The following is a 22,425-nucleotide window of genomic DNA, read 5'->3' as shown; positions in this document are numbered from 1 at the left end:
GCCCACCTGGGTTCAGCCGAACGTGAGCACCTCGGAGACGGGCCTGCGGGGCGTGGTCCGCCCTCCGGGGCCGTACCCCAGACGGAGCACCATGTGGACGAAGCCGATGGCCGCGCCGGGATCGCGGGCGTCGAAGCGGAGCTCGGGCCACTCCAGGGGCTGGGACATCAGCGAGGTCGCGAGACCGTCGAGAGTGGCCCGCAGAAGGACGTGCTGCAGCGCCTGGCCCGCCTTCAGCCAGTCCTCCGGTGTGTCCTCCAGCGTGCCGAGCAGCGCGATCTGCGGCCTCTTCTCGAAGCGGGCCGCATCACGGTCGGGCACCCGGCGGAGGGAGTCGAAGTCCCTGACCGGGGAGGTCACGTCGTACTGCCGCGGACCGAAGGCGTACGAGGGAACGCCCTCGGTGGGAGGGCCTTCGCCGGCCGCACCGGTGCGCGTCCAGGCGGCGATCTCCGCGCGTACGGCCTCGTCCGCCGCTTCGAACAGCGCGGAGGCGTGGACGAGACCCATGACCGCGACGGCGTGCCACTCGCCCGGTACGACCAGCCTGCAGCCTTCGAGCAGGGCTGCCGCCCGGAGTCCGTCGACCACCTCGTCGGGGATCCGCTCCTCCGTGAACGGGAAGCGGCTCGTGTGCCGCCGTGCCAGGGCCGCATGGAGCGCGCCCAGATCGGCGTCGGACCCGGCGGGGCCGTCGAACCGCACGTCGGCGAAGTGCCAGGGATCTCCGGGGGAGGGCAGCAGCCGTACGACAGGACGCAGGGACCGGTGCGCGGCGGCGACCCGCAGACCGAACAGGGCCGCGCCGCAGCCGACGTGGAGCGCGCGGTGATCGGGGTCTCCGTGCGGCAAGGCGCGCCGGGGATCCCCGTGCAGCTCGATGACGCCGGCTTCCGTCCTGGCGACGAACGTCCACGGCTGTGCGTTGTGCATCGACGGCGCCGTGACGGCGTCCTCGACGAGTGACATCACGAGGGGTCGGGTCAGATCGGTGGTGGCCACGGTTCTTCCTTCCGCGGTGAGTGGCGCGCGACGGATGTCGTCCTCGACGCAGGACAGCCGGTCCACGACCGCGACGACACCGTCCATCCGCTCTGGACCATGACGGCCGGCACGCTCATCAGCTCCCGCGCCGTCCGTGCGTCGTCGGCCAGGAGGTCGCTCCCGGACACGACCCCGAGGACGTGATCGTCCTCGTCCACCACGGGCACCCCACTGATCTCGTGCGCGGCGAGCAGCTCGGCCACCTGCCTGAACGAGGTCTCGGGCACGGCGGAGACCACGTCGTCGCTCATGAGGCCGCCGACCTTCAGTTGCTTCATCGCCGCGCCTCCTGTCCGAGGAAGAGGGCGAGGGCGCGGAGGGTGCGCTGTCCCGCCTCACCCCACCCTCCGGCGCACGCGCGGAGCCGGGGGAGGGCCGAATGGTCCAGCGTCAGGACCGAACGGGCTCCTCACCGCCGTCCGCGTCGCGTCCCGCCCGTGTGGGGACCTTCGGGCCCCCACCTTGGGCCCAGCGGCCCTCCGGCCGCCCGGGACCAGCCGCCAGGGTGGAAGGAGTCCCTCGAACCGCATGAGGAGGAGCCATGGACGGAACCACAGCCCGTCCCGGCCTCGGCGACGTCGTGGTGGGTGTCGACGGCTCGCCGTCCGCTCGTACGGCGGCGATGTGGGCGGCAGCCGAGGCAGCGCTGCGGGCCCGCACCCTCTGCCTCGTTCATGCGACGGACACGGAGCCACTGCCGCCGTTCCTGTCCCAGGCCGAGATCACCCGGATCCGGCGGGCAGGGCGGGAGCTGCTGGACCGGACCGCCGAGGCGGTCACGGCACGCCACCCGGAGCCCACGGTCGTCACGGAGCTCACCGGGGGCGCGCCCCCCGGGAGCCTGCGTCGCGCCGCCGCCCCGACCGGCACCATCGTGGTCGGACACCGGGGCCTCGGCGGCTTCTCCTCCCTGTTGCTCGGATCGGTCGGTCTGGAGGTCGCGGCTGCCGCGACCACACCCGTCGTCGTGGTGCGTGGAGCCGCCGGGTCCGTCGAGGAGGGGGTCGTCCTGGCAGCGGTGCGGGACGAGGGCGACGTCGGCTGTGCCCGCGAGGCCGCCCGCGAGGCGATGCTGCGCAAGGTGCCGCTGCGGCTGCTGCACATCTGGGGTACGGGGCTGTCCAGCGGCTCGAGGGCGGTGGCGCGCGAAGGCGGAGAGGCAGCCGCCCGCGCTCACGTCCGCGCGCTGTCCTCGGTCTCGGACCGCGTCCGACAGGAGTTCCCCGAACTCACCGTGTACGAGGACGGGCAGAAGAGCCACAGCGTGCCCGGGGCTCTCGTCGACGCGTCCCACCACGCCGACCTCGTCGTCCTCGGAGGCCGACGGGCGCCCGGATACCTCGGGCCCACCCTCGGGCGCACGACGCTCGGCCTCCTGCAGCACGCCCACTGCCCCGTGGAGCTGATCCCCCGGCAAGGCCCCGGACACGGGAGCACGTCATGACACGCGCGACGGAACGCCACGACAACGACATCGACGTCGGCCCCGTCGACTACCGGCCGCGGCGATCCCGTCATGCTGCCAGGCCCCTGTCCGGGCTGCCTCCGGCCCCGCGCGGGCGCATCGGGCAGGAGCGTCCGGCACATCGGGACTACCGTGAAGGAGAGCCCGTCCGGCGCGGACACGGCGCTCGACGTGGCCGGAGGTGGCGATGGAGCGGGAGCGCCCGGGGCCGACGGACAGCAGGATTCCGCGGCTGAGGCTCGACGAGCTGCTCGACGAGCTCCAGACGCGCATCGACGACGTGCGGGGCACGAGGGACCGCCTCAACGGACTCCTCGAAGCCGTCATGTCCGTGGGCAGGGAACTCGACCTTCCTCAGGTACTCAGGGGCATCGTGGAAGCGGCGGTGACCCTCGTGGACGCCGAGTACGGCGCTCTGGGCGTCATCGGCGACGACCGGAGACTGTCCGAGTTCCTCCCCGTGGGCATCGGGGACGACCTGCGGGTGCGGATCGGGGCCCTGCCCTCCGGCCACGGGCTCCTCGGTGAGCTGATCCGCAACCCGCAGCCACTGCGGCTCGCCGAGCTGTCCGAGCACCCCGCCTCGTACGGCTTCCCACCGCACCATCCTCCGATGCACACCTTCCTGGGCGTGCCCATCCGGGTCCGCGACGACGTGTTCGGCAACCTCTACCTGACCGAGAAGCGCGGAGGGGGCGACTTCGACACCGAGGACGAGGCCGTCGTGACGACCCTGGCCGTCGCGGCCGGCATCGCGATCGAGAACGCCCGCCTCTACGAGGAGGGCCGCCTCAGGCAGCGATGGCTCGCCGCGAACTCCGACCTGACCAGCGCTCTCCTGTCCGGGGCCGAGGAGACCGAGGTGCTCGACGAGATGCTGGAGCAGGCCGTGGACATCGCGGGCGCCGACATGGGGGTCTTCTACCTGATGGGTGCCGGCGGCGAACTGCGCGGCTCGCTCGCCCGTGGGGAGGGAGCCGAAGCGCACCGGGGCGTCGTCCTGCCGACCAGCGACGGAACCCTGGCAGAGGCCGCCCTCGCGCAGGAGGGCCTGCTCACGGTCGCCGACGTCGAGAACGAGCCGCGGATCAGGGTGCAGCCCGAGCGGTGGGCGGGCTTCGGGCCGGCGGTGGCCGTCACGGTCGGCACCAAGGAGCGGCTCAGCGGGGTGCTGATCCTCGCGCGGCGGCACGGGCGCCCCCCGTTCACGGGCCTGGAGATCACCGCTCTCCCCGGATTCGCGGGGCAGGCGGCTCTCGCGCTCGAACTGGCCGACCGGCGGCGTGACGCCGAGCAGGTGAGTCTCCTGGAGGACCGTGACCGGATCGCCCGCGACCTGCACGACCTGGCGATCCAGCGTCTGTTCGCCACCGGGATGACGCTGCAGAGCGCCCGCCGGTTCGTCGAGCATCCGGAGGCCGTGGCCCGGTTGTCCCGGGCGATCGACGACCTCGACGCCACCATCAAGATCATCAGATCGACCATCTTCGGCCTCCGGGAACACGAGAGCGCGGAGGCTCCGAAGCTCAGGAACCGCGTGGTCAGAGCGGTGGAGGAGGCCGCGACCACGCTCGGTTTCGCCCCGGCCCTGCGCATGGAGGGCCTCCTCGACACGGACGTGCCCAGCGACACGGCCGACGAGGTGATCGCGGTCGTCGGCGAGGCGCTCACCAACGTGGCCCGGCACGCGCGGGCCCGCAGGGCGGAGGTGTCGCTCATCGCCGAGGACGGCGTGCTGGAGGTGACGGTGAGCGACGACGGTACGGGCATTCCGCCGGGCGGCGCCCGCAGCGGCCTGCGGAACCTCTCCGAGAGGGCCGAGCGGCTGGGCGGCACCCTGTCGGTCCACGCGCGTGCGGAGCCGCGCGGGGGCACGGTGCTGGAGTGGCGGATCCCGCTGCCCGACGAGCGGGCGTGAGCGGCCCTACCTCTCCTCGGAGGCGCGCTCGTGCGCCTGCGCGGCGATGACGGCGGCCTGCACGCGGCGTTCCACGCCGAGCTTGCCGAGCAACCGTGAGATGTGGTTCTTGACGGTCTTCTCCGACAGGTAGAGCCGCTTCGCGATCTGCCGGTTGGTGAGGCCCTCACCGATGAGGTCGAGTACGGACCGCTCCCGCTCGGACAGCACGGCGAGCCGCTCGTCCTCAGGTGGTTCGGCCGCCGCCGGGTCCCGGAGCGAGCGCATGAGCCGCGCGGTGGTGGCCGGGTCCAGCATCGACTGCCCCGTGGCCACGGTCCGCACCGCCGACACGAGGTCGGAGCCCTTGATCTGCTTGAGCACGTAACCGGCCGCGCCCGCCATGATCGCGTCGAGCAGGGCGTCCTCGTCGTCGAACGAGGTCAGCATCAGGCAGGCCAGCCCGGGCATCCGGGACCGGAGCTCCCGGCAGACGGAGACGCCGTCGCCGTCCGGAAGCCGCACGTCGAGAACGGCGACGTCCGGCCGCAGCGCCGGACCCCGGGCCACGGCCTGCCCCGCCGTCGCCGCCTCCCCGACCACTTCGAGGTCGGGCTCGTCGTCGATCAGGTCACGAAGACCCCGGCGCACGACCTCGTGATCGTCGACGAGGAAGACCCGAGTGGGTGCGGTGGCTGTCGGCGGACCGGACATGGCGCCCCCTGCGGTCGGTGGGCTCGTACACGCCCCCACAAGGATTGTCCGTCATGCGCGGCCGGCACGGGTTGCCGACCGCCGACGGCGGCACCGGGTGCCACCCGTCCGCGCTGGGGCGGAGGGTGGGGGCTCAGGGTTCCCGCCGCGGGGTGGCGCCGGAATCGGGGGTCGACGGCGGGGGCGGCGCGTCACCTCCCGCTCCGGGGGAAGGCGGCGGTCCGTAGACCCCGGCCAGTTCGACCGCGAGGCGTGCGAGCCGCTCCCTGGCCTCTGGCGGGTCCAGTACCTCGATGCGTGCCCCCAGGCCGGCCAGCTGTGACGCGACGACTTCGGGTGTCGGGCCGTCGACGCGTATCTCGGTCCGTCCGTCGGGGAGCGTCGGACCGAGGTGCAGGCGTCCGTCGAACAGCCTTTGCAGGATGGTCACGGCGTCCGGCTCGGCCCGGGCCCGGACCGTCGCCGCGTACAGCCGCTCCTCCAGGCGCGCGGCGAACGAACGCCAGACCGTGGGGAGGTCGAAGCCGTCGGGCCGTACGACGGGTTCGCCGGTGGCTTCGACGGAGGCGACGCGGCTGAGCCGGAAGGTCCGCAGGCCCCGCTCGGTGTCGGCGATGAGGTAGTCGCGACCCGCCTTGGCCACGAGCCCGAGGGGATGGACGGTGCGCGTGCCGACGGGCTTGCCGGGCCCGGCGTACCCCAGTCGCACCTGGATCCCGTCGACCACGGCCCGCTGGAGGGTGTCGCGGTGCGGTCCGGTGGCCGTGACGTCGGCGCGTGACCAGTCGGTGCCGTCGACGAGGCCGGCCCGCGACGCCGCCTCGGCGCCCGAACGCAGGGGTGCGGGCAGTGCGCGTACCAGCTTGCGCAGTGCCGTGCGGAGTTCGGGCGTGGTCGAGGAGGGGCCGGCGAGCAGGAACAGCGCCCGGATCTCCTCGGCGGTCAGCCCGGTGAGGTCCGTGCGGGCGCCGCCGACCAGCGACCATCCGCCGCCGCGGCCACGCTGCGAGTAGACGGGGACGCCCGCGGTGGACAGGGCTTCCAGGTCGCGGCGTGCGGTCCGCGGTGACACTTCGAGTTCTGCGGCGACCTCCGCCACGGTCACACGGGTGCGTGTCTGGAGGAACAGCAGGGTCGCCACGAGTCGATCGGCTCTCATGCTGATGATTCTCTTTGGGAAAGGGGTCAGGAGGTGACCTCTTCGGCTTCCAGGATGAGGTCATGACGCACACCGAGAACACCCCGCAGTCCTCTGCCGCCACCACCTCCGACGCCACCGACGACCCTCGTCGGGGCCTGCTGGACGCGATCGCGCTGGCCGGACGTACCGTTGCCGCGGTGCGGCCCGAGCAGCTCGACGGGCCCACGCCCTGCCCCGAATTCACCGTCCGGCGGTTGGCCGGGCACCTCGTGGCCGTCCTGCGCCGGATCGCCGTCGCCGGGCGCGGCGGCGACGTAATGAGCCTCCCCACGGTCGCCGACGACCTTTCGGACGGCGGCCGGCAGGAGGCGTGGGACGCGGCGGTGCGCGAGGTCGAGGCGGCGTGGGCGGATCCCGCGGTGCTGGGCCGGACGCTGACCCTGCCGTTCGGGAGCGTGCCGGGGGCTGCCGCCGCGGCCGTGTGGACCTCGGAGTTCACCGTGCACACCTGGGACGTGGCCACCGCGACCGGTCAGTTCCCGGACTGGGACCCGAAGCTCGTGGCGATCTCGTACGCGGCGATGAGGCGCGGGCTGCCGGACGGGCCGCGCGAGGGTGCGCCGTTCGGGGCCGCGGTGGACGTCGACGCGGACGCGCCGGCCATCGACCGCCTCGTGGCCTGGTGCGGACGCAAGCCGTGAGCGACGGGCTTGCGGATACGGGACGGGGCACTCCCCTGGGTGGGGGCGCCCCGCCCCGTACGTCCGGTCCTCGCGGCGCCGTGCGGCGCGCGTCGGCCGGCAGGAGCCCTCCCGCGCGGTGACCGCGGGTCAGGCCAGGACGTTGACGGCGCGGGCGACCACCAGGCCGAGGATGAGCAGGGAGACGAGGGACTGGACCCCCATGGCGATCTTGGCCCAGGGCGCCAGGGGCATCACGTCGGTCGGGCTGAACGCGGTGGCGTTGGTCAGGGCGAGGTAGAGGTAGTCGACGAAGCGGGGCCGCCAGCCGGCCCGCGCCACCTCGGGGTTGAGCTGCTGCGGGAAGGCCAGCGCGGGGGTGCGGGGCATGTGGTGGGCGCGGGCCGCGGCCCCGCCGCAGTCGAGTTCGGAGTACAGCAGGGAGAAGGCCAGGACCGTGCAGGCCCACACCGTGCTGCCGCTCTGCAGCAGGCCGGTGGCGGAGTCGGTCTCCTTGCCGCCCTGGAGGATGTCGTCGACCAGCCGGGCGGTGGACCACACGGCGCTGAGGGCGAGGACGCACACCAGGGCGATCGACAGGGTGCGCAATGCCGTCGAGCGCCGGTCGATCCGGCCGGGGTCGCCGGCGATGAGCGCGAGCAGGAGCAGTCCTTCGAGAGCCGGGAGCACCCAGCGAGGCGCGAGACGGAGGTCGTCGGGGAGCAGGACGGTCAGCAGCATCGCCGCGACGACGGCCGTGGCCATCGGCCAGCGCGCCTCCCCGACGGGCTCGTCCCGGCTCGGGCTCGCGGTTGCGTCGGTGCTGCGTCCGGTCATCGGTGGCGGCCCTTACGGTCGAGTGCGGAGTGGTTGTCGCCGTCCTGCCCTCGGAACATATAGCGGTCCGGCGCAGCGATGGCGGACCTCCACGGCAGGCACGCCCGCGCACCTCGACCGGCGCGGTGGGGTACGCGCGGCCTCGACCGGCGCGGTGGCGTACGCGCGCGGCGCCGCGTCGCGCGGTCGGCGGCCGCAAGAGCCGACGGCACGCTGCTCCGTCTCGTACGGGACGCCATCGCCCCCCCCGCGCCGGGCGCCGCCCCCGGGTCGTACCGCTGCGCGGTCCCACCTCCGAGGGCCTGGTCCGGGCCCTGCGAGCGGCGACGGAGCACGGCGCCCACCGTGGTCGCCAACGGGCTTGCTCTGTCCTTCTGTTGACAGGGCCCTCACGTCGTCACCATTCTTGAGAGCGCTCTCACGCGCTCTCGTCCCCCGCACGGAGCCCCCACCTCCGAGGAGTCACCATGTCCCCACGCCACCGGCGCACCCGCGCCCGGCTCGTCCCTCTGGCCGCCGCCGCGCTCATCGGCGGCACCGTCGCCGTCGTCGGGGCTTCCGGCCCGGACCCGGCCTCCGCCGCCGTCCCGGCGACGATCCCGCTCACCTTCACCAACAACTCCGGTCGAGGCGAGCAGGTCTACGTGTACAACCTCGGCACCGAGCTCTCGACCGGTCGGCAGGGCTGGGCCGACGCGAACGGCACCTTCCACCCCTGGCCCGCCGGCGGCTCCACGCCCGTGCCCGCGCCCGACGCCGCCATCACGGGCCCGGCCGGCGGCCGATCGCTGACGATCCGGCTGCCGAAGTTCTCGGGCCGGATCTACTTCAGCTACGGACAGAAGCTGGTCTTCAAGCTGGCGACCGGCGGGCTCGTGCAGCCCGCGGTGCAGAACCCCACCGACCCGAACCGGAACATCCTCTTCAACTGGTCCGAGTACACCCTCAACGACGCGGGACTCTGGCTCAACAGCACCCAGGTCGACATGGTCTCGGCGCCCTACGCCGTCGGTGTGAAGCACCCCGACGGCACCGTCGTGAACACCGGCCGCCTCAAGCCCGGCGGCTACCGGGGCTTCTACGAGGCGCTGCGCGCCCGGCCCGGCGGCTGGGCCGACCTGATCCAGACCCGCTCCGACGGCACCGTGCTGCGCGCGCTGGCACCCGGCCACGGCATCGAGGCCGGCGCGCTGCCGGCGGGGGCGATGAGCGACTACATCAACCGCGTGTGGAGCAAGTACGCCACGACGCCCCTGACGGTGACGCCCTTCGCGAACCAGCCCTCGGTCAGGTACTACGGCAGGGTCTCCGGGAACGTCATGAACTTCACCGACGGCGCCGGGGCCGTCGTCACCTCCTTCCAGAAGCCCGACTCCGACAGCGTCTTCGGCTGCTACAAGCTCCTCGACGCCCCGAACGACCAGGTGCGCGGCCCCATCTCCCGTACCCTCTGCGCCGGTTACAACCGCTCCACCCTCCTCGCCAACCCGAACCAGCCGGACGGCTCGGCGGCCTCCTTCTACAAGGACGCGGTGACCAACCACTACTCCCGCGCGATCCACGAGCGGATGGCCGACGGCAAGGCCTACGGCTTCGCCTTCGACGACGTGGGCGCGCACGAATCGCTGGTGCACGCCGGCGACCCGCGCCAGGCGTACATCACGCTGGACCCGTTCGACTAGGGGGTGTTTCGAAAGTCCCGCACAGCACCCGCGGCGCCCGGCACGCCCCCATCGCCGCACCGGCCAAAGACCCGAGTAGCTCCGCTACGAGGGCCTTCGTCCGGCACGCCGAGGGCACGCACCGGACACCGCGGGCACCGCACAGGACTTTCGAAACACCCCCTGGGCGACGTCCGTCTGCTCACCGCACCCTCTGGTCCGGCGTCAGGACGGGAGCCAGGCCCGCCAGGTGGACTCGTTCTCCTTCACCCACCGGCGGGCCGCCTCCTGCGGCGCCAGCTTCTGTTCGGCGATCATCAGGGCGACGTCGTTCTGCATGTCGGTCGTCCACCGGAACCTCTTCAGGAACGCGGCGGCGTCGCCCCCGTCCCGGGCGAACCGGGCGTTGAGGAACTTCTGCAGCGGTGTGTGCGGGTAGGCGCAGGCCACCTCGTCCGGATCGGCGTCGCAGCCCTCCTTGTACGCGGGCAGCTTCACCTCCGTCATCGGGACCTTCTCGAACAGCCACTGGGGCTTGTACCAGTAGGTCAGGAACGGCTTCCTCTCCGCGGCGAACTGCTTGATCTGCGTGATCTGCGCGGCTTCCGAGCCCGCGAACACCACCTGGTAGTCGAGGCCCAGGTTGTCCACGAGCGCCTTGTCGTTCGTGACGTACGACGGGGAGCCGTCCATCAGCTGGCCCTTGCCGCCGCTCTCCGCGGTACGGAACGCGTCGGCGTACTCGTTCAGGTTCTTCCAGTCGGTGACGTCCGGGTGCTCCTCGGCGAAGTACGTCGGCACGAACCAGCCGATGTGGCCCGTCACCCCGAGATCTCCGCCGCGCTCGATCGTCCGCTTGTCGTCGATGTACCGCTGCTCCTGGTCCGGGTGGCCCCAGTCCTCCAGGATGGCGTCGACGCGGCCCTGGCTGAGCGCGTCCCAGGCGGGCACCTCGTCGATCTGCACGGTGTCCACCCGGTAGCCGAGCTCGTGCTCCAGCAGGTACTGGGCGACGGCGACGTTCGCCTGCGCCCCCACCCACGACTGCACGGACAACGTCACCGCGCGGGAGCCCCCGGCGTCGGCGTACGGCGAGGCCTGGCTGGTCATGTCGGCGGCGCCACAGCCCGTGAGGGCCGTCAGGGTGAGTGCGGCCACGAGGGCGGCGAGACGTGTGCGAGCCATCTCAGGCCCCCTTTCCGATGGGTGCGCGGCGTTCCGTGGGCTGGGTGACCCGGTCCAGCGTCAGGCCGAGGCAGACGATCGCCGCACCGGCGACCAGACCGGTCGCCAGGTCGCCGCGGGCGAGGCCGAAGACCGCGTCGTACCCGAGGGCGCCGCCGCCCACGAGACCGCCGATGACGACGACGGCGAGGACGAGCACCACGCCCTGGTTGACGGCGAGCAGCAGCGCGGGCCGCGCCAGCGGCAGCTGGACCTGGAACAGCTGCTGGCGGCCGGTCGCGCCCAGCGAGCGCGAGGACTCCAGGGCGGCCGGGTCCACGGCGCGGACTCCCTGCGCCGTGATCCGTACCACCGCGGGAAGCGCGTAGACCACGGCGGCCGCGACCGCCGGGGCACGGCCCACCCCGAACAGGGCGACCACGGGGATCAGGTACACGAACTGCGGCAGCGTCTGGAAGACGTCGAGCACCGGACGGAGCGCGCGGCCCAGGCGCGGGCTCCGGGCCGCGGCCACCCCGAGCGCGACCCCGAGCACCAGGGTCACGGCGACCGCCGCGAGGATCTGCGAGAGCGTGTCGAGCGCCGGGGACCAGACCCCGAGCACACCGATCGCGGTCATCGCGAGGACGGCGGTCACCGCCGTGCGCCAGGTGCCGATGAGCAGGGCGAGTGCGCCCACGCCGAGGAGGACCGCCCACCAGGGCAGCCACTGCAGCCCGTCGCGCAGCGGGTTGAGGATCCAGGTGGTGAAGCGCCCCGCCCAGTCGGCGGTACCGCCGACGACGGGCACGCCGGAGTAGAGGTGGGCGGTCATCCAGTCCACGGCCGCGTTCACGGGCCCCGCGACGTCCACCGTCCACGCGGCGGGCCAGGAGAGCCGGTCGGACGCACGGCCCGCGATCGCGGCGACGGCGGTCACCACGAGGGCGACGGCCCAGCGGAGCCCGGCGCGGGGGGCCGGGGGTGCGCCGATCCGTTCGCCCGCCGCGGCGGTGACGCGGTCCAGGACGACGGCGAGCAGCACGACCGGCACGCCGGCGGCGAGCGCGGCACCGACGTCGACGGATGCCAGCGCCTGGTACACGCGGTCGCCGAGGCCGCCCGCACCGATGACGGACGCGATCACGGCCATGCCGAGGGCCATCATGATCGACTGGTTGACGCCGAGCAGGAGCTCCCTGCGCGCCAGGGGCAGCCGCGCGGTCAGCAGCCGTTGCGTTCCGGTGGCGCCGAGGGACCTGGCCGCCTCCATGACTCCGGCGTCCGCGCCGCGCAGCCCGAGCGCGGTGAGACGGGCCATGGGCGGGGCGGCGTAGACGACGGTGGCGAGGACGGCCGCGGGCACGCCGATGCCGAAGACGAGCACGACGGGCAGCAGATACGCGAAGGCCGGCAGCACCTGCATGGTGTCGAGGACCGGACGCAGGATCCGGTGCATGCGGGACGACAGGCCGGCGGCGAGCCCGAGAAGACCGCCGAGCAGCACCGACGCGGCGACCGCGACCACCATGAGGGCGAGCGTCTGCATGGTGGGCACCCACATGCCGAGCAGTCCGCAGGCGCCGAAGGCGGCGACGGAGGTCAGCGCGAGGCGGAGGCCCGCGACCCGCCAGGCCACCAGCCCGGCGGCGGCGGTGACGCCGGCCCAGCCGAGGGCGAGCAGCAGCAGGTACACCGCGCGGACGGACATGACCACGACGTTGCTGACGTGCCCGAGGAAGTAGAGGAACAGCGGGTGGCCGTCACGGTTGTCGACGATCCAGTCGCTGGTGCGTTCCAGCGGCCCGGAGAGATCGACGGCGAGCGACGCCGGCCAGCTTCCGCCGCCCAGGAGTACGGCTCCGAGGACGAGTGCGACGGCCGCGCCGGCGGCGATCAGCCGGCCGCGGTGGCGCGCGAGCGCGCGCAGCGCACCGGGCGCGGTGTCGGATGCGGTCGTGGGGCGGGAAGGAGCGGGGGTGACGGTGGCGGTCATCGGCTGCACCGCCCCAGGGCGTCGGGGGCGGTCGTGCCGCCCGGCGGCGGCCAGGTCGTATGGGCGTACATCAGGCCGCCGCCTTCCCCGTCGCGGCCGGGACCCCGGCGACGACGCCGAGGAGTCCCGCGTGGTCGACCACACCGAGGCAGCGGCCGTTCTCGACGATCCGCGCGTTGACGCCCGTACGGGCGACGGCCTCGATGGCCTCGTGGACGGTGGCGCTCGGCGCGAGCGCGGGGCCGGCCTCGTGCTCACCGGCGAGCGCGGGACGCATCGCCGAGCGGACGGTCAGCACCTGCTCACGCGGCACGTCCCGGACGAAGTCCCTGACGTAGTCGTCGGCGGGAGAGCCCACGATCTCCTCCGGAGTGCCGAGCTGCACGATCCGGCCGTCGCGCATCAGCGCGATGCGGTCGCCGAGCTTCAGGGCCTCGCTCAGGTCGTGGGTGATGAAGACCATCGTGCGGCCCTCCTCCCGGTGCAGGCGGACGACCTCCTCCTGCATGTCCCGGCGGATGAGCGGGTCGAGCGCGCTGAACGGCTCGTCGAACAGCAGGACCTCGGGGTCGACGGCGAGCGCGCGGGCCAGCCCGACCCGCTGCTGCTGGCCGCCGGACAACTGGCTCGGCCTGCGGTGCTCCATGCCGCCGAGGCCGACCTTGGCGACGAACTCCGCCGCCCGCTCGCGCCGTTTCCCGCGGCCGACGCCCTGGATCTCCAGGCCGTACGCGACGTTGTCGAGCACGGTCCGGTGCGGGAGCAGCCCGAAGTGCTGGAAGACCATCGCCGCCCGGTGCCGGCGCAGCTCGCGGAGCCGGCCGGGATCCATGGACAGCACGTCCTCGCCGTCGATGGAGATCGTGCCCGAGGTCGGCTCGACGAGCCTGGTCAGACAGCGTACGAGGGTCGACTTGCCCGAGCCCGAGAGGCCCATGACGACGAAGACCTCGCCCTTGCGGACGTCGAAGGAGACGTCGCGCACGGCGGCGGTACAGCCGGTGCGCTCGCGCAGTTCCGTGGCGTCGAGCGAGGCGAGTTCCTTCTCGGCGGGCACGCGGTCGGCCTTCGGACCGAAGACCTTCCACAGGTCGCGTACGGAGAAGACGGGCTCGGCGGTGTCCTGCGTCAGGTCGTTCATCGTCGGCTTCCTCCCAGCAGATCCGCACATTTCTCGCCGACCATGAGCACCCCGACCATGGGGTTGACGGCGGTCATGGTCGGGAAGACGGACGCGTCGGCGATCCTGATGCCGTCGAGCCCCCGGATCCTCAGGTCGGGTGCGACGACGGCGAGTTCGTCGTCGACGGCGCCCATCCGGCAGGTGCCGGCGGGGTGGTAGACGGTGTGCGCGACCTGCCGTGCGTAGGCGCTGAGTTCCTCGTCCGAGGTGATCTCGGGCCCCGGGCACACCTCGCGCTTCAGCCATCCGGCCAGGGGTTCGCTCGCCGCGATCCGCCGTGCGATGCGGATCCCGTCGACGAGGGTCCTGCCGTCGTAGTCGTCCTCGTCGGTGAAGTACCGGAAGTCGAGGGCGGGCTTGTCCTCGGGGTCGGCGCTCGTCAGGTACAGCCGGCCGCGGCTGCGCGGCTTGGGGATGTTCGGGGTCATCGAGACGCCGTGCGCGGGTCGTTCGTAGCCCAGGCGCTCGGGGTTGTCGGTGAAGGGGATCTGGTAGAAGTGGAACATCAGGTCCGGCCCCTCGGAGGTCGGCTCCCGGCGGACGAACAGGCCCGCGTCGGAGTCCATCGCCGAGTTCTCCGGGATCGGGCCGTGGGTCTCCCACACGATGACCGACTCGGGATGGTCGAGGAGGTTCTCCCCGACGCCCGGCAGGTCGTGCACGACGGGTATGCCGAGCTTCTCCAGGTCGGCGCGCGGTCCGACGCCGGAGTGCAGCAGCAGACGCGGGGTGTCCACGGCACCCGCGCAGACCAGGATCTCGCGCCGGGCGCGTACGACGTGCTCCGTGCCCTCCTTGGTGCGGAGGTGCGCGCCGGTCGCGCGGGTGCCCTCGAACTCCAGCCGGAACGCCCAGGTCTCCAGGGCGATGTGCAGGTTCGGCCGGTCCAGGAACGGGTGGAGGTAGGCGACGGAGGCGGACGACCGCTTGTTGTCCTCCGGGTGGTAGGAGAGGTCGAAGAAGCCGACGCCCTCGTGGAAGGGCTCCCGGTTGAAGCCCTCCACGCGCGGCACCCCGAGGGCGGTCTGCGCGGCGTCGACGAAGTCCCGTGCGATCGCGTTCCGGTCGGCTTCGTCGACGGGCACGATGTTGTTGCGCAGCCGGGCGAAGTAGGGGTCCATGGCGGCGGCGTCCCACCCCTCGGCACCGGCCTCGGCCCACTCGTCCCAGTCGGAGGGCAGGGGCTTGAACGCGATGAGGGTGTTGTGCGAGGAGCAGCCGCCGAGGACGCGGGCGCGGCTGTGTCGGATGTACGAGTTGCCCCGGGGCTGCTCGGTGGTGGGGTAGTCGTAGTCCAGCTCACCGCCGAGCAGTCCCATCCAGCGGCGCAGGGTGAGGACGTCGTCGCGGCCGACGTCGCTGGGGCCGCCCTCGATGACGGCCACGGTGACGTCCGGGTCCTCGGTCAGCCGGGAGGCGATCACCGAGCCGGCGGTGCCGCCGCCGATGACGACGTAGTCGTACACGTGCTGGTCGTTCATGCCTGGTCCTTCTGCTTCTCGCCCGCGAACCAGCGCACGGGGCGCGGAGCGAGGTTCTGGTAGATGTGCTTGGTCTCGCGGTACTCGGCGAGACCGCTCGGGCCCAGTTCACGGCCGATGCCGGACTTTCCGAAGCCGCCCCATTCCGCCTGCGGCAGGTACGGGTGGAAGTCGTTGATCCAGACCGTGCCGTGGCGCAGCCGGGCCGCGACCCTGCGGGCGCGGTCCCCGTCCGAGGTCCACACCGCTCCGGCGAGGCCGTACTCGGTGTCGTTGGCGAGGGCGACGGCCTCCGCTTCCGTGCGGAAGGCCTCCACGGTGAGCACGGGACCGAAGACCTCCTCGCGGACGACCCGCATGCCGCGGTGACACCGGTCCAGGACCGTGGGCCGGAAGAAGTAGCCGGGCCCGTCGGGTTCCTCGCCGCCCGCCCTCAGCACCGCGCCCTCGCCGAGGGCGGAGGCGACGAACTCCCGGGTCCTCGCGAGCTGGGCCGCGGAGACCAGAGGACCGCACTCCACTCCCTGGTCCGTGCCGCGCCCCAGCCTGATGTGCGCGGCGCGACGGGCGAGTTCGGCGACGAAGCGCTCGCGCACCGACTCCTCGACGATGAGGCGGGAGCCGGCGGAGCAGACCTGGCCGCTGTGGATGAAGGCGGCGTTGAGCGCCTGGTCGACGGCGGTGTCGAAACCCTCCGGTGTCGAACAGGCGTCGGCGAAGACGACGTTGGGGTTCTTGCCGCCCAGTTCGAGGGCGACCTTCTTCACGCTGTCGGCAGCCGCCTTCGCCACCTTCGTCCCGCTGACGAGCCCGCCGGTGAACGAGACGAGGTCGACGTCGGGGTGCTCGGCGAGCCGCGCGCCGACCGTCTCGCCGGGCCCGGTGACGATGTTGGCCGCGCCGAGGGGCAGCCCGGCCTCCAGGAGCAGCTCGACGAGGACGACGGTGCTCAGCGGGGTGATCTCGCTGGGCTTGATCACGAACGTGTTGCCGGCGGCGAGGGCGGGCGCGATCTTCCAGCTGGCCTGGAGCAACGGGTAGTTCCACGGCGTGATCAGGGCGCAGACCCCGACGGGCTCGTTCACCACGACGCTGCGGATCTCGTCCGATCCGGCGTCGACGATCCGCCCGCCGCCGTCCTCCTCGTCGGCGACGAGGCCGGCGAAGTACAGGAAGGCGTCGCGGACGCAGTCGACGTCGACGCGGCCCTCCTCCAGCGTCTTGCCCGCGTCCTGGCTCTCCAGCGCGCCGATCCGCTCGCGGTCGCGCTTCAGCAGGTCGGCGACCCGGCGCAACAGGGCGGCGCGCTCGGCGACCGGCGTACGGGGCCAGGAACCGTCGTCGAAGGCCGCGCGTGCCGCGGCCACGGCGTCGTCCGTGTCCAGGATCCCGCCCTCGGCGACGACCGCGAAGGCGGTCTCGTCGGCGGGGTCGATGATCTCGCGCGTGGCTCCGGACAGGGCTGCGCGCCACTCTCCGCCCACGTGGATGGTCTGCTGTGCTGGCATCACGGTGTTTCTGGCCTTCCGTTCTCCGAGTCCCCCTGCCGGTCGCCCGGTGATTCGGCCGCCTGCCCTGACCCCTCCGATCCATGCGCAATGACTTACGGAGCGTGACCTGCTTCACTTCCAGGTGGGGGCGAACCGGACATTCAGGGGGTGCGTGGGAGCGTCGAGCGACCTGGCGGCCGACCCTGCGACGTGTTCTCCTGAAAGCGAGGAAGGACGCGTCGAGAACGCGGGACGTGGCGGTTGCGTCCGTACGCCGAGCGCCCCGGCTCCGCTGTCACCTCACATCCCCGGAAGGCGGTGGGGACCATGGAATCGCCCGTGGTGGTGGGGGTCGACGGCTCCGACGCGAGTCTCGTGGCGACGGAATGGGCCGCCGACGAGGCGGCACGCCACGGCGTTCCGCTGCGGATCGTGCACGCCTCGCTGTGGGAGCGGTACGAGGGCTCCGTGCCGGACGGCAGCGCGGACCGGCCCTCCGGCCAGGTCCTCGCGGAGAACATCGCCGGCGCGGCGGCGGAACGGGCCCGGCGCCGTGTTCCCTCGCTCACCGTCACCACGGACATCATCGCCATGGACGCGTCGACCGCGCTGCTGGAGGCCGGGTACGAGGCGGATCTCCTCGTGCTGGGATCCTCGGGCCGAGGGGAGTTCGCCGATCTCCTGCTCGGGTCCGTGGGCATCCTCGTCCCGGCGAGGTCCCGTTGCCCGGTCGTGGTCGTCCGGGGCGACCGACAGGCCCTCGACGCCCGCCACGAGCGCGTTCTGCTGGGCGTCGGCGACCACGACGCCGACTCGTCGGCCGTACGGTTCGCCTTCCGTGAGGCGGACACACGGAACTGCGAACTCGACGCCGTCCGTACCTGGCGCCGCGGAGAGGCCGACCACCCGCGCCGCGGAGGCGACGAGAAGCGCCATGCCGAGGAAGGCGCGACCGCCTGGCTCGACAAGGCCCTCGAAGCGGGGGGCCGGGCACATTCCCGGGTCCGGCTGCGGCGAGACACGGTCGAAGGCCAGGCGCGCAAGGTGCTCGTCGACCGCTCGGCCGCCGCGGACCTGCTGGTCCTCGGGGCCCGGCGACGCGGCGGCCTCGTCGGCGCGGAACTGGGAAAGGTCGCCCGTCGCGCCCTGCACCACGCGTCGTGCCCGGTCGCCGTCGTCCCCTCCGAGGAGGCCACGCCCCCACCGCCGGGACCCTGAGGCACGGGGCCGAGGGCCTGTCTTTCGGATCAGGCCCCGCGAGCCCGGCATGATCCGAAAGACAGGCCCTAGGGGGCCCGCATGGGTCCCGACCGGCCCATGCGCTCCGCGGCCCCGCCGGGCGAGCCTGACACCGGGTCCCGTGGGAGTCCCGGGGCCACGGCAGGAGGAGGTCGGCAGCCATGAAGGCACTCGTGTTCCAGGGAGCGGGCCGTACCGTTTGGCAGGACGTCCCGGATCCCGGGATCAGGGACGCCGCCGACGCGATCGTCCGCGTCGACGCCGTGACCATCTGCGGCACCGACCTGCACATCGTCAAGGGCGACGTTCCTGAAGTGGAGCCCGGCCGTGTCCTCGGCCACGAGGCGGTGGGCACCGTGGTCGAGACCGGCGGCGACGTCCGTTCCGTCCGGCCCGGCGACCGCGTGCTGATCTCCTGCATCTCGGCCTGCGGCCGGTGCCGGTTCTGCCGCGAGGGCCGCTACGGGCAGTGCCGCGGCGGGGGCGGCTGGATCCTCGGACACACCGTCGACGGCACGCAGGCGGAGTACGTCAGGGTCCCGTTCGCCGACCTGTCCGTGCACGCCCTTCCGAACACGGTCGACAGCTTCGACGCCGTCCTCCTCGCCGACATCTTCCCCACCTCCTACGAGGTCGGTGTCCTGAACGGCCGCGTGGGGCCGGGCGACACCGTCGTCGTGGTCGGCGCCGGACCCATCGGCCTCGCCGCCGTCGCGACCGCACGCCTCTACAGCCCCGGCTGCGTCGTCGCCGTCGACCTCGTCGCCTCGCGACTGGCCGCGGCGCGCGAACTCGGGGCGGACGCCACCGTGAGCGCGGACGAGGGCCCGGAACAACTCGTCGCGGACCTGACGGACGGCCTGGGCGCCGACGTCGTGATCGAGGCGGTGGGCGTTCCGGAGTCCTTCGAGCTGTGCACGCGGATGGTCAGGCCCGGCGGCAGGGTCGCCAACATCGGTGTCCACGGCAAGCCGGCGGTCCTCCACCTGGAAGAACTGTGGATCAAGGACGTCACGATCATCACCGGACTCGTGGACACCTCGTCCACGCCCATGCTGCTGCGCATGCTGGCGGCCGGGCGGCTTCCGTCGGCGGAGCTGATCACCCACCGCTTCGAGCTGGGCGAGATGGAGAAGGCGTACGAGGTCTTCGGCCGCGCGGCCGAGACCGGTGCCGTCAAGGTGGCGCTGGGCGGACCGCAGCACTCGGCCCTGGGCGTCCCGGGGACACCGGTGGGCTGATGGACGTCCGGAATCCGGGCTCACAGCCCCCACGGGGTGTCGTCCTCGACACCGACGGAGTCCTGCTCGACTCCGCCCGCCTGCACGCGGCGGCGTGGAAGACCGCGTTCGACGCCTGTCTCGGCGAACCGGCGCCCGGGAGGGGAGGACGGCGGCACGGTGGTCCGCGGCAGCCCTTCGACGCGGATGCCGAGTACCGCCGGTTCGTCGACGGCAGGTCCCGGTACGACGGAGCACAGGCGTTCCTGACGGCCCGCGGCCTGCGCCTCCCACCGGGGCGGCCCGACGACCCACCCGGCTGCGACTCGGTCTGGGCCGTCGCGGCCCGCAAGGAGGAGGCCTTCCGGGACGCCCTGCGCACCGAGGGGGTCGTGGCCTTCGACGACGCCGCCCCGGCCCTCGCCGCCCTGCACACGGACCGGGTTCCGTGCGGCGCCGTGTCCGCCTCCCGGCACGCCAGGGCACTGCTCGCCGCGGCCGGGCTCGACCGGTTCCTCGACGTCGTCGTGGACGGCGAGGACGCGGCCCGGCTGGCCCTCGCCGGGAAGCCGGACCCCGCGCTCTTCCTCCACGCGGCAGGTCTCCTCGCCCTCCGCCCACGGGACACCGCGGTGGTCGAGGACGCGCTCGCCGGAGTCACGGCGGCGCGCGGTGGACGCTTCGGACTCGTCGCCGGAGTCGACCGCTCCCCGGACGGGCGCCACACGCGACGTCTGCGGGAGGCGGGCGCCGACACGGTGGTCCCCGACCTCGTCGCCCTGGTGGAGCGGGTGTGGGGAGGACGCGCATGACGGCCGGATGGAGCTGGATCCACGAGGGCTACGCGCCGGAAGGGGAGCGGCTGGTCGAGGCGCTGTGCACGCTCGGCAACGGAAGGTTCGCCACGCGCGGCTCCGCGCCCGAGTGCCCCGCCGGCCCGGTGCACTACCCGGGCACCTACCTGGCCGGCTGCTACGACAGGCTCACCTCTCTCGTCGCAGGCGAACGGGTCGAGAACGAGGACCTGGTCAACCTGCCGAACTGGACGCTGCTGCGGTACCGGTGCCTCCCGGACGACGCCCCGCCCGGCGCATGGCTGAGCCCCGACTCGGACGCGCCGCGCCACTACGAGGTCCGCCTCGACCTCCGCGCCGGCGTGCTCACCCGCAGGCTGTTCCTCCAGGACGCGCGCGGTCGCGGTCTGCGCGTGACCCACGTCCGGATCGTCCACATGGGAGACGCGCGGATCGCTGCCCAGCGCACCACGTTCCGCGCCTACGGCTGGAGCGGCGCCGTCGAAGTCGAGTCCGTCCTCGACGGCGCCGTCGCCAATGCCGGCGTCGAGCGCTACCGCGACCTCGACGGGAACCACCTCACCGAGCACCGGACCGGATTCGAGCCCGGCGGGGTCGCCCGGCTCTCCTGCCGGACGGTCGAGTCGGGCATCCGGATCGCCATGGCCGTACGCACCGTGACCGAGCCCGCCCACCTCGCACGGGAGGGCACGAGGGGACCCCGCACCGTCCAGACGTACCGCCTGCCCCTCGGCCCCCGGCGTTCCGCGACCGTGGTGAAGACCCTGGCCCTGCACACCTCCCTGGACCGGCCGGCCGCCGATCCCGTCACGGAGGCCGTCGACGCCGCCACGCACGCGGAGGCCTTCCCCGTACTCCTCGCCACCCACACGGCGTCCTGGCACGGACTCTGGGAGCAGGGCGAGCTGAGTGTTCCCGGAGAGACCGGGCGGGTGCTGCGCCTGCATCTCTTCCATCTGCTGCAGACGCTCTCCCCGCACACGGCGGAACTCGACGTGGGCGTCCCCGCACGGGGGCTGCACGGCGAGGCCTACCGGGGCCACGTGTTCTGGGACGAGCTCTTCGTGCTGCCCTACGTGACCCTGCACTTCCCCGAGGTGGCGCGAGCGCTGCTCATGTACCGCCACCGACGACTGCCCGCCGCCCGTGCGGCCGCGCGCGCGGCCGGCGCACGAGGGGCCGTGTTTCCGTGGCAGAGCGCGAGTTCGGGACGGGAGGAGAGCCAGTCGCTCCACCTGAACCCGCGATCGGGCCGCTGGGTGCCCGATCACTCCGCTCTCCAGCGTCATGTGAGCTCGGCCGTCGCGATCAACGTGTGGCGGTACGCGCGGGCCACCGGTGACCGGGGGTTCCTGAACTCCGCGGGAGCGGAGATCCTGTTGGAGGTGGCCCGCCACTGGGCCGGCGCGGCCACGTACGACGCCGAGCGCGGCCGTTACCGGCTCCGCGGGGTGGTCGGGCCGGACGAATACCACGACGCCTATCCGGGGGCCACCACCCCGGGCGTCGACGACAACGCGTACACCAACGCGACCGCCGCCTGGGTCCTCGCCCGCGGTCTGGAGCTGCTGGGCGAACTGCCCGACGCCCGGCGCGAGGAACTGACCGGGACGCTGTCGCTCGACCGCGAGGAACTCTCCCGGTGGGAGGACGTCTCGCGCCGTCTGTACGTGCCCTTCCACCAGGGAGTGGTGAGCCAGTTCGATGGCTACGGGGATCTGGCCGAACTGGACTGGAGCCACTACCGCGACCGGTACGGCGACATCCGCAGACTCGACCGGATCCTGGAGGCCGAGGGCGACACGGTCAACCGTTACCAGGCGTCGAAGCAGGCCGACACCCTCATGCTCGGCTACCTCTTCCGACCAGCGGAGCTGCGGGACCTCTTCGCCCGGCTCGGGTACGCCCTGGACGACGACCTGTGGCGGACGACCGTGGCGTACTACCTGCGGCGCACCAGCCACGGATCGACACTCAGCAGCCTCGTCCACGGATGGGTGCTGACCCGTCAGAAGGGTCCCCAGGCATGGGACCACTGCCGGGAGGCCCTGCTCGGTGACGTGGCCGACCTCCAGGGCGGAACGACCGGCGAGGGCATCCACCTCGGCGCGATGGCGGGCACCGTCGACCTGGTCGAACGCGGCCTGACCGGCCTGGAAGCCGGGCCGGAGGGATTGCGTGTCGCTCCCGTGGAACTGCGGCAGATCCCTCGGTTCGCCTTCACCGTGTGCCTGGCCGGACATCGAGGCGTACGTCTGCGGATGCTCCCCGGACGGCTCGGCGTCCGTGTGCCGCGGTCGGCCCGGAGCCCGCTCACCGTCGTGCTCCCGGACGAGCGGCGCGGCACCGTCGCGCCCGGGGAGGAACGCTGGTTCCGGCTCGGGTGAGGGGTGTGCCG

Annotated in this window: 18 protein-coding genes; 8 read left to right on the top strand and 10 right to left on the bottom strand. The window is 73.0% G+C overall.

All coding sequences use genetic code 11. The annotated features are described in order from the left end of the window. Positions 1-12: 12 nt before the first annotated feature. Positions 13-1,002, bottom strand: coding sequence for an Acg family FMN-binding oxidoreductase (locus ABTY59_RS24705; RefSeq protein ID WP_403541156.1), 990 nt, complete (start codon positions 1,000-1,002; stop codon positions 13-15). Then, positions 984-1,322: a CBS domain-containing protein gene (locus ABTY59_RS24700; RefSeq protein WP_352021205.1), complete on the bottom strand. Its 339-nt coding sequence runs from the start codon at positions 1,320-1,322 to the stop codon at positions 984-986. Before ABTY59_RS24700 ends, ABTY59_RS24705 begins: the two co-directional genes overlap by 19 nt. A gap of 263 nt (positions 1,323-1,585) precedes the next feature. On the opposite strand from ABTY59_RS24700, the gene ABTY59_RS24695 reads away from it, so the two are divergent. Together ABTY59_RS24695 and ABTY59_RS24690 are read left to right on the top strand one after the other, a co-directional pair. After that, positions 1,586-2,488 (top strand): universal stress protein, encoded by a 903-nt coding sequence (locus ABTY59_RS24695; protein ID WP_352021204.1) that lies wholly within the window; start codon positions 1,586-1,588, stop codon positions 2,486-2,488. A gap of 208 nt (positions 2,489-2,696) precedes the next feature. Further along, positions 2,697-4,427: a sensor histidine kinase gene (locus ABTY59_RS24690; protein WP_352021203.1), complete on the top strand. Its 1,731-nt coding sequence runs from the start codon at positions 2,697-2,699 to the stop codon at positions 4,425-4,427. A 6-nt stretch (positions 4,428-4,433) separates the two neighbouring features. On the opposite strand, the gene ABTY59_RS24685 is transcribed toward ABTY59_RS24690, so the two are convergent. Next, positions 4,434-5,120, bottom strand: coding sequence for a response regulator (locus tag ABTY59_RS24685; RefSeq protein WP_352021202.1), 687 nt, complete (start codon positions 5,118-5,120; stop codon positions 4,434-4,436). A gap of 133 nt (positions 5,121-5,253) precedes the next feature. After that, positions 5,254-6,279 carry a helix-turn-helix transcriptional regulator gene (locus tag ABTY59_RS24680; protein WP_352021201.1) on the bottom strand — a complete coding sequence of 342 codons (1,026 nt, stop codon included), beginning with the start codon at positions 6,277-6,279 and terminating at the stop codon, positions 5,254-5,256. A 62-nt stretch (positions 6,280-6,341) separates the two neighbouring features. Here ABTY59_RS24680 and ABTY59_RS24675 point away from each other — a divergent pair, with 62 nt between their 5' ends. After that, positions 6,342-6,962 (top strand): TIGR03086 family metal-binding protein, encoded by a 621-nt coding sequence (locus tag ABTY59_RS24675; RefSeq protein WP_352021200.1) that lies wholly within the window; start codon positions 6,342-6,344, stop codon positions 6,960-6,962. Between the two features lie 129 nt (positions 6,963-7,091). Here ABTY59_RS24675 and ABTY59_RS24670 read toward each other — a convergent pair whose 3' ends face one another. Beyond that, entirely contained in the window at positions 7,092-7,778 is a 687-nt protein-coding gene (locus ABTY59_RS24670) for a hypothetical protein (RefSeq protein ID WP_352021199.1), read from the bottom strand. Positions 7,779-8,245: 467 nt separating this feature from the next. Between ABTY59_RS24670 and ABTY59_RS24665 the strand changes: the two genes are divergently transcribed. After that, positions 8,246-9,460, top strand: coding sequence for a glycoside hydrolase family 64 protein (locus tag ABTY59_RS24665; RefSeq protein ID WP_352021198.1), 1,215 nt, complete (start codon positions 8,246-8,248; stop codon positions 9,458-9,460). A 204-nt stretch (positions 9,461-9,664) separates the two neighbouring features. On the opposite strand, the gene ABTY59_RS24660 is transcribed toward ABTY59_RS24665, so the two are convergent. The 5 genes from ABTY59_RS24660 to ABTY59_RS24640 all read right to left on the bottom strand — a co-directional run bounded on the left by ABTY59_RS24660 (position 9,665) and on the right by ABTY59_RS24640 (position 16,771). Beyond that, on the bottom strand, positions 9,665-10,624 hold the full coding sequence (locus ABTY59_RS24660; RefSeq protein ID WP_352021197.1) for an ABC transporter substrate-binding protein: 960 nt from the start codon (positions 10,622-10,624) through the stop codon (positions 9,665-9,667). A 1-nt stretch (position 10,625) separates the two neighbouring features. Then, positions 10,626-12,599, bottom strand: coding sequence for an ABC transporter permease subunit (locus tag ABTY59_RS24655; RefSeq protein WP_352021196.1), 1,974 nt, complete (start codon positions 12,597-12,599; stop codon positions 10,626-10,628). Positions 12,600-12,669: 70 nt separating this feature from the next. After that, entirely contained in the window at positions 12,670-13,740 is a 1,071-nt protein-coding gene (locus tag ABTY59_RS24650; protein ID WP_352021195.1) for a quaternary amine ABC transporter ATP-binding protein, read from the bottom strand. Beyond that, positions 13,737-15,263, bottom strand: a complete 1,527-nt coding sequence (locus ABTY59_RS24645) for a GMC family oxidoreductase (RefSeq protein WP_352021194.1) — start codon at positions 15,261-15,263, stop codon at positions 13,737-13,739. Before ABTY59_RS24645 ends, ABTY59_RS24650 begins: the two co-directional genes overlap by 4 nt. Further along, a complete protein-coding gene (locus tag ABTY59_RS24640) occupies positions 15,260-16,771 on the bottom strand; it encodes an aldehyde dehydrogenase family protein (RefSeq protein WP_352021193.1) in 1,512 nt (503 codons plus the stop codon). The genes ABTY59_RS24645 and ABTY59_RS24640 overlap by 4 nt, the downstream gene beginning before the upstream one ends. Positions 16,772-17,080: 309 nt before the next feature. Here ABTY59_RS24640 and ABTY59_RS24635 point away from each other — a divergent pair, with 309 nt between their 5' ends. The 4 genes from ABTY59_RS24635 (at position 17,081) to ABTY59_RS24620 (ending at position 22,414) form a co-directional block, all read left to right on the top strand. Beyond that, on the top strand, positions 17,081-17,971 hold the full coding sequence (locus tag ABTY59_RS24635; RefSeq protein ID WP_352021192.1) for a universal stress protein: 891 nt from the start codon (positions 17,081-17,083) through the stop codon (positions 17,969-17,971). Between the two features lie 182 nt (positions 17,972-18,153). Then, positions 18,154-19,233: a zinc-dependent alcohol dehydrogenase family protein gene (locus tag ABTY59_RS24630; RefSeq protein WP_352021191.1), complete on the top strand. Its 1,080-nt coding sequence runs from the start codon at positions 18,154-18,156 to the stop codon at positions 19,231-19,233. Next, positions 19,233-20,024, top strand: a complete 792-nt coding sequence (locus ABTY59_RS24625; RefSeq protein ID WP_352021190.1) for an HAD family hydrolase — start codon at positions 19,233-19,235, stop codon at positions 20,022-20,024. The genes ABTY59_RS24630 and ABTY59_RS24625 overlap by 1 nt, the downstream gene beginning before the upstream one ends. Next, the gene (locus tag ABTY59_RS24620) at positions 20,021-22,414 is read left to right on the top strand and encodes a glycoside hydrolase family 65 protein (RefSeq protein WP_352021189.1); all 2,394 of its coding nucleotides are present in this window, start codon (positions 20,021-20,023) and stop codon (positions 22,412-22,414) included. The genes ABTY59_RS24625 and ABTY59_RS24620 overlap by 4 nt, the downstream gene beginning before the upstream one ends. Positions 22,415-22,425: the final 11 nt, after the last annotated feature.

The sequence above is a fragment of the Streptomyces sp. NPDC096079 genome (assembly GCF_040303145.1).
Taxonomy (GTDB): domain Bacteria; phylum Actinomycetota; class Actinomycetes; order Streptomycetales; family Streptomycetaceae; genus Streptomyces.
Note: the sequence above shows the minus strand (reverse complement) of the source record. Positions and strands in the feature narration are given on the sequence as shown.

What these genes read in the sequence shown, in the direction of transcription:
- ABTY59_RS24700 (WP_352021205.1), bottom strand. Translation starts at nt 1,322, where the DNA reads ATGAAGCAACTGAAGGTCGGCGGCCTCATGAGCGACGACGTGGTCTCC.
- ABTY59_RS24695 (WP_352021204.1), top strand. Translation starts at nt 1,586, where the DNA reads ATGGACGGAACCACAGCCCGTCCCGGCCTCGGCGACGTCGTGGTGGGT.
- ABTY59_RS24690 (WP_352021203.1), top strand. Translation starts at nt 2,697, where the DNA reads ATGGAGCGGGAGCGCCCGGGGCCGACGGACAGCAGGATTCCGCGGCTG.
- ABTY59_RS24685 (WP_352021202.1), bottom strand. Translation starts at nt 5,120, where the DNA reads ATGTCCGGTCCGCCGACAGCCACCGCACCCACTCGGGTCTTCCTCGTC.
- ABTY59_RS24680 (WP_352021201.1), bottom strand. Translation starts at nt 6,279, where the DNA reads ATGAGAGCCGATCGACTCGTGGCGACCCTGCTGTTCCTCCAGACACGC.
- ABTY59_RS24675 (WP_352021200.1), top strand. Translation starts at nt 6,342, where the DNA reads ATGACGCACACCGAGAACACCCCGCAGTCCTCTGCCGCCACCACCTCC.
- ABTY59_RS24670 (WP_352021199.1), bottom strand. Translation starts at nt 7,778, where the DNA reads ATGACCGGACGCAGCACCGACGCAACCGCGAGCCCGAGCCGGGACGAG.
- ABTY59_RS24665 (WP_352021198.1), top strand. Translation starts at nt 8,246, where the DNA reads ATGTCCCCACGCCACCGGCGCACCCGCGCCCGGCTCGTCCCTCTGGCC.
- ABTY59_RS24660 (WP_352021197.1), bottom strand. Translation starts at nt 10,624, where the DNA reads ATGGCTCGCACACGTCTCGCCGCCCTCGTGGCCGCACTCACCCTGACG.
- ABTY59_RS24655 (WP_352021196.1), bottom strand. Translation starts at nt 12,599, where the DNA reads ATGACCGCCACCGTCACCCCCGCTCCTTCCCGCCCCACGACCGCATCC.
- ABTY59_RS24650 (WP_352021195.1), bottom strand. Translation starts at nt 13,740, where the DNA reads ATGAACGACCTGACGCAGGACACCGCCGAGCCCGTCTTCTCCGTACGC.
- ABTY59_RS24645 (WP_352021194.1), bottom strand. Translation starts at nt 15,263, where the DNA reads ATGAACGACCAGCACGTGTACGACTACGTCGTCATCGGCGGCGGCACC.
- ABTY59_RS24640 (WP_352021193.1), bottom strand. Translation starts at nt 16,771, where the DNA reads ATGCCAGCACAGCAGACCATCCACGTGGGCGGAGAGTGGCGCGCAGCC.
- ABTY59_RS24635 (WP_352021192.1), top strand. Translation starts at nt 17,081, where the DNA reads ATGGAATCGCCCGTGGTGGTGGGGGTCGACGGCTCCGACGCGAGTCTC.
- ABTY59_RS24630 (WP_352021191.1), top strand. Translation starts at nt 18,154, where the DNA reads ATGAAGGCACTCGTGTTCCAGGGAGCGGGCCGTACCGTTTGGCAGGAC.
- ABTY59_RS24625 (WP_352021190.1), top strand. Translation starts at nt 19,233, where the DNA reads ATGGACGTCCGGAATCCGGGCTCACAGCCCCCACGGGGTGTCGTCCTC.
- ABTY59_RS24620 (WP_352021189.1), top strand. Translation starts at nt 20,021, where the DNA reads ATGACGGCCGGATGGAGCTGGATCCACGAGGGCTACGCGCCGGAAGGG.